At 66.1% G+C, this 5,352-nt stretch carries 2 protein-coding genes; both read left to right on the top strand.

Annotated features, from left to right (window positions below):
- Nucleotides 1–423 precede the first annotated feature (423 nt).
- A complete protein-coding gene (locus NGM28_RS28200) occupies nt 424–2,664 on the top strand; it encodes a TonB-dependent receptor (RefSeq protein WP_252092514.1) in 2,241 nt (746 codons plus the stop codon).
- Between the two features lie 147 nt (nt 2,665–2,811).
- Nucleotides 2,812–5,244 (top strand): TonB-dependent receptor plug domain-containing protein, encoded by a 2,433-nt coding sequence (locus tag NGM28_RS28205; RefSeq protein WP_252092515.1) that lies wholly within the window; start codon nt 2,812–2,814, stop codon nt 5,242–5,244.
- Nucleotides 5,245–5,352 lie beyond the last annotated feature (108 nt).

Raw genomic sequence — 5,352 nt, forward strand, 5'->3', positions numbered from 1 at the left:
GGTGCAGCATGGCCCCCTGCAAAGTGGGGAAAACCGCCAAGCTAGCGGAACTTCTCCACCAGATATGCAGGACCGATCCGAGCTCGCGTAGGAACTTTCCTTGAAGGATGTAAGGCGCTTACCAGGCTACGAGCCACTTTCGCGGGTAAACCCACTCCCACAGAACCAGAGCCTCACAACCGTCCCGTAAGAGCCGGCTTTGCCGGCGAATGGGCCGGTACGGTCAACACAAAACTGTTGCTGCCACAGTAGCCCTCAGCCTCCCTGCTGCCCCAGCAACACCGCCCAAGCACACTGCTGCTGCGCAATCCGCACAACCGCCTTAAAAAGCCCATAAAAATATGTAAAAACAGAAGGTTACGAGCTTGGCACAGTCCCTGCTCCAGCCCTCCCCAACAACGCTTAAATACGGGGAGAATCCACATGCACCAGCGCCATCCACTAGCCCGCCAAATCAGCCTCGCGCTGTTGCTCGGCAGCACCACCAGCCACACCTTCGCCGCCGACGACAACAAGCCCGAACCGGCCCTGGAGACCGTCACCGTCACCGCCCAGCACCGCGAACAGACACTGCAGGAAGTGCCGGTGGCCGTGTCGGCCATCAAGGGCACGCAACTGGTCGCCGACGGCGTGCGCGCGATGGGCGACATCACCACCTTCGTGCCCAACGCCTCGGCCAAGAACCCCGACGGCGACGGTCGCCCGCGCTGGTACATCCGCGGCCTGGGCACCGGCGACACCGGCGCGGCGACGGTCTACCCGGTGGGTATCTATGCCGACGACGTCTACCTCAACGCCCCCGTCGCCGGTGGCGGGCCGCTGTTCGACCTGGAGCGCATCGAGATCCTGCGTGGCCCGCAAGGCACCCTGTACGGCAAGAACACCACGGCCGGCGCGGTCAACGTGATCTCGAAGAAGCCGACCTTCGACACCGACGGCTACGGCACCATCGGCTTCGGCAGCAAGAACGAACGCATCCTCAACGGCGCCATCGGCGGCACCCTGGTGGACGAGAAACTGGCCGGCCGGGTATCGCTGTATTCCGAGGAGCGCGACGGTTTCCAGAACAACGACTACGACGGCAACAGCTACGGCGACGTGAACAAGAAGGCGGTGCGCGTGCAGTTCCTTGCCCAGCTCAACCCCGACCTCGACGCCCTGCTGAAACTCCACAGCCGCCAGTTCAAGGGCGACGGCAGCAACGGTTCGCTGCCGGTGGGCCGCTACTACAACGTCGGCTACGAGCGCCCCAACGGCCGCGACATCTCGCTCAACGTCAACGAGGACTACCGCCTCGACCACGACGGCGCCTCGCTGACCTTCAATTGGTACCTGGGCGACTACACCCTGACCTCGATCAGCGCCTACGACTACATCCGCAACCGCTCCACCACCGACGCCGACTACACCCCCTACGAAGTCAACGGCGCCGCGATCACCGACAACAGCTACCGCCAGTGGTCCCAGGAACTGCGCCTGGCCTCGCCGGAGGATCGTCCGCTGCACTGGCTGCTCGGTGCCCACTATTTCCACGAAGACCTCGACAGCGCCGCGCAGCGCATCGTCACACCAGGCCCGACACCCAACGGCACCGGCTCCAACCAGGTCGGCACCACCGCCTACCGCGACCTGGGCTTCGACCACCGTACCGACAGCTACGCGCTGTTCGGCAACGTCACCTATGAATTCACCGACGCCTTCAGCGTGACCGGCGGCCTGCGCTGGACCCAGGAGAAAAAGGACATCGACCTGGACCTGGTGCAACTGACCCGCGCCACCGCCAACGGCCCGCTGATCCCCATTGCCGGCGCCGGCAGCAACGGCAATCGCCAGGAAGACAAGACCTGGGAAGCCTGGACCTACGACCTGACCCCGGAATACCGCATCAACGACAACCTGCGGGTGTTCTTCCGCTATGCCCACGGTTTCCGCTCCGGCGGCTTCAATACCGGGCTGTCTACCAGCCTGGCGCAGTTAACCACGGTCGACCCGGAAGAGCTGGACGCCTACGAGCTGGGGCTCAAGTCCGAGTGGTTCGACCGGCGCCTGACGGTCAACGCCAACGTCTTCTACTACGACTACTCGGACATCCAGGTGAACCTGCTGACAGTCAATGACGGCGTGCTCACCACCGCCCTGACCAACGGCGCCAAGGGCAAGGTCAAGGGCGCGGAACTGGAGATCGAAGGCCAGCCCACCGAACGCCTGCACCTGCGCGCGGCACTGTCGTTCCTCGACACCGAGTACACCGACTTCAAGAACACCAACCCGACCACCGGCGTGGTGACCGGCGACTACAGCGGCAACAGTTTCGTGCGTTCGCCGCGCAACGTGGTGTCGCTGGGCGCCGACTACACCCTGCCGCTGGACGTGCCTGGGCGTGTGGTGGCCGGGGGCGACGTGAGTTTCCGCGACAAGGAGTACTTCCTCGCCGACCGCCAGGGCAGCGCCGACGCAACCCTCAGCCAGCCGCACTACACCCTGGCCAACGCGCGCCTGAGCTGGTTCAGCGCCGACGACAAGCTCAGCGTCACCGGCTTCGTCAACAACCTCACCGACCGCCGCTACCAGGTGCATGGCCGGCCCAACGGCGGCGCCGGGCAGTACGTGATCACCTACGGCGATCCGCGCACGGTCGGGTTGAGCGTTACCAGCCGGTTCTGACTTTCTGCCCTTGGGGCTGCTGCGCAGCCCTTTCGCGGCGCAAGGCCGCCCCTACAAGGATTGCGCGGCCCCTGTAGGAGCGGCCTTGCGCCGCGAAAGGGCCTCGTAGAGGCCCCAAGGCAGCCATGCCATTCAAAAGGACACCCCATGCCCCAGCACATTCCCTTGGCCCTCACCCTGGCCATCGGCAGCCTAGCCCTGCCTGCCCTCGCCGCCGACCAGCTCGACACCGTGGTCGTGGTCGGCACCCACCGCAGCGACCTCACCGCCCTGCAAAGCGCCGCCCCGGTGGACGTGCTCAGCAGCGAGAAACTCCAGGCCACCGGTGCCCAGGACCTGTCCGGCGCGCTCACCGCCCTGTCGCCCTCGTTCAACTACCCGCAATCACCTCAAGGCGCCTTCGCCGGCTCCATCGCCCAGGGCGCCTCGCTGCGCGGCCTGGCCTCCGACCAGGTGCTGGTGCTGGTTAACGGCAAGCGCCGCCACACCAGCGCCAACATCACCCGCCAGGGCCTGGTCAACGGCCGTGGCGCGGCGGCGGTGGACCTGAGCCTGATCCCGCTGTCAGCCGTGGAACGGGTCGAGATCCTGCGCGACGGCGCCGCCGCCCAGTACGGCTCGGACGCTATCGCCGGGGTAATCAACATCGTGCTCAAGGAACGCGACGACGGCGGCAACATCGGCTACCGCTTTGGCGGCTACGACAAAGGCGATGGCCTGCAACGCAAACTCAGCGGCTGGAAGGGCTTCGCCCTCCCCAACGACGGCTTCCTCACCCTGGCCTTCGACGCCGGCAGCCAGGACCCGGCCAGCGACACCCGCGACGACAACCGATTGTTCTACCCCGGTTCCACCAGCACCAACACCCCGCGCGAGCAGAACAACCGCTACCGCAACTGGCGCTGGGGCTCGGGCAATGTCTCGGACCAGTACAACGTCACCGCCAATGCCGAGATGGGCCTGGGCGAAGGCCTGAGCGCCTATGGCCTGGCCACCTATGCACACAAGAACACCGACGCCGAGAACTTCTTCGACCCGCCCACCACCCTGCGCAACAACTATGGCAGCGTGGCCCTGGCCCGCTATCCGGACGGGCGCCTGCCGATCACCCGCTATGGCCTTGAGGACTATGCCGTCACCGGTGGCCTGCGCTACGAGGACGAGACCCTCGGCCACTTCGACCTGGCGCTGAACCACGGCAACAACCGCCTCGACTCCACCGACCGCGATGCGATCAATCCCAGTTGGGGGGCATCCAGTGCTTCGACGATCTACACCGGACGGCGCGAGGCCGACCAGACCAACCTCTCCCTGGATTGGACCCGTGACTTCGCCACCGACCTGCTGTTCAAACCGCTCACCGTTTCCGCCGGCCTGGCCTGGCGCGAGGAGAACTACCAGCTCACGGCCGGCGATGCCCAAGGCTGGCAGAACGGCCCCCTGTTCAACACCGTCGACCCACTGACCGGGCGACGCATCCCCGGTTATTACTCGGGCATCACCCAGGTGGACGCCACCTCGCTGGATCGCCGGGTGATCGGCGCCTACTTCGACCTCGAAGGGCAGGTGACCGAGCAATTCCAGGCCGGTTTCGCCCTGCGCAGCGAGCACTACTCGGACTTCGGCGACACCACCAACGGCAAGCTGTCGCTGCGCTACGACTTCACCCCCGAGATCGCTGCCCGGGCCAGCGCCAGCACCGGCTACCGCGCACCGTCCCTGGTGCAGGCGGGGCTATCGTCGTTCAGCGTGCAGGTGGTCGAGCAACCGCCGGGCAGCGGCAACTGGGTCGAGGTGCAGCAGCGCACCCTGCGCGCCGACAGCCCCGAGGCACGGTTGCTCGGCGGCAAGGCGCTCAAGCCGGAGGAATCGACCAACTTCTCCGTGGGCCTGGTGTGGCGCCCACTCCCCAACGCCTCGCTGACCGTCGACGCCTACCGTATCGACATCGACAACCGCATCACCCTCTCCGACCAGTTGCCGGCCGTAGTGGTCGGGCCGATCTTCGCCGGCACGCCCTACGCCAACATCCAGAGCGCGGCGTTCTACAGCAACATCGCCGACACCCGCACCGATGGCATCGAACTGGCCGGGCACTACCAGCTCGACCTCGGCGCCTGGGGCCGGCTCGACCTCAACGGCGGCTATGCCCGCACCAACACTCGCATCACCGGGCTGGACGACGTGGGCGGCATCCCCGGCAACCAGATCATCGGCCGCAACACCCAAGGGCTGATCGAGGACGGCACGCCCAAGGACAAGCTGACCCTGGGCGCCAACTGGCTGTACGACGGCTGGAGCGTGACCGTGGCCCAGCGCCGTTATGGTGAGTGGCAAAACCGCAACGCCGCCAACCCGGCCCTGGACCAGACCTTCGGTGCGCAATGGGTGACCGACCTCGATGTGGCCTACCGCTTCGGCCTGGGGCTGACCCTGTCGGTGGGCGCGATCAACCTGTTCGACAGCCACCCGGACAAGCTCGAAGGCGCGCAGCTGTATGGCGTGCAGAAGTACTCGATCACCAGCCCCGAAGGCGCGCAGGGCGCGTTCTACTACACCAGCCTCAGTTACGACTTCTGATCCCCCGATACCCCGTAGGAGCCAGCCTTGCTGGCGAACCGCAACGCATCGTCATCAAGGCAAGCACCGCGTCGCGCCTTTCGCCAGCAAGGCTGGCTCCTACCTGGG

This window comes from Pseudomonas sp. MWU13-3659 (genome assembly GCF_023757525.1).
Lineage (GTDB): Bacteria > Pseudomonadota > Gammaproteobacteria > Pseudomonadales > Pseudomonadaceae > Aquipseudomonas > Aquipseudomonas entomophila_E.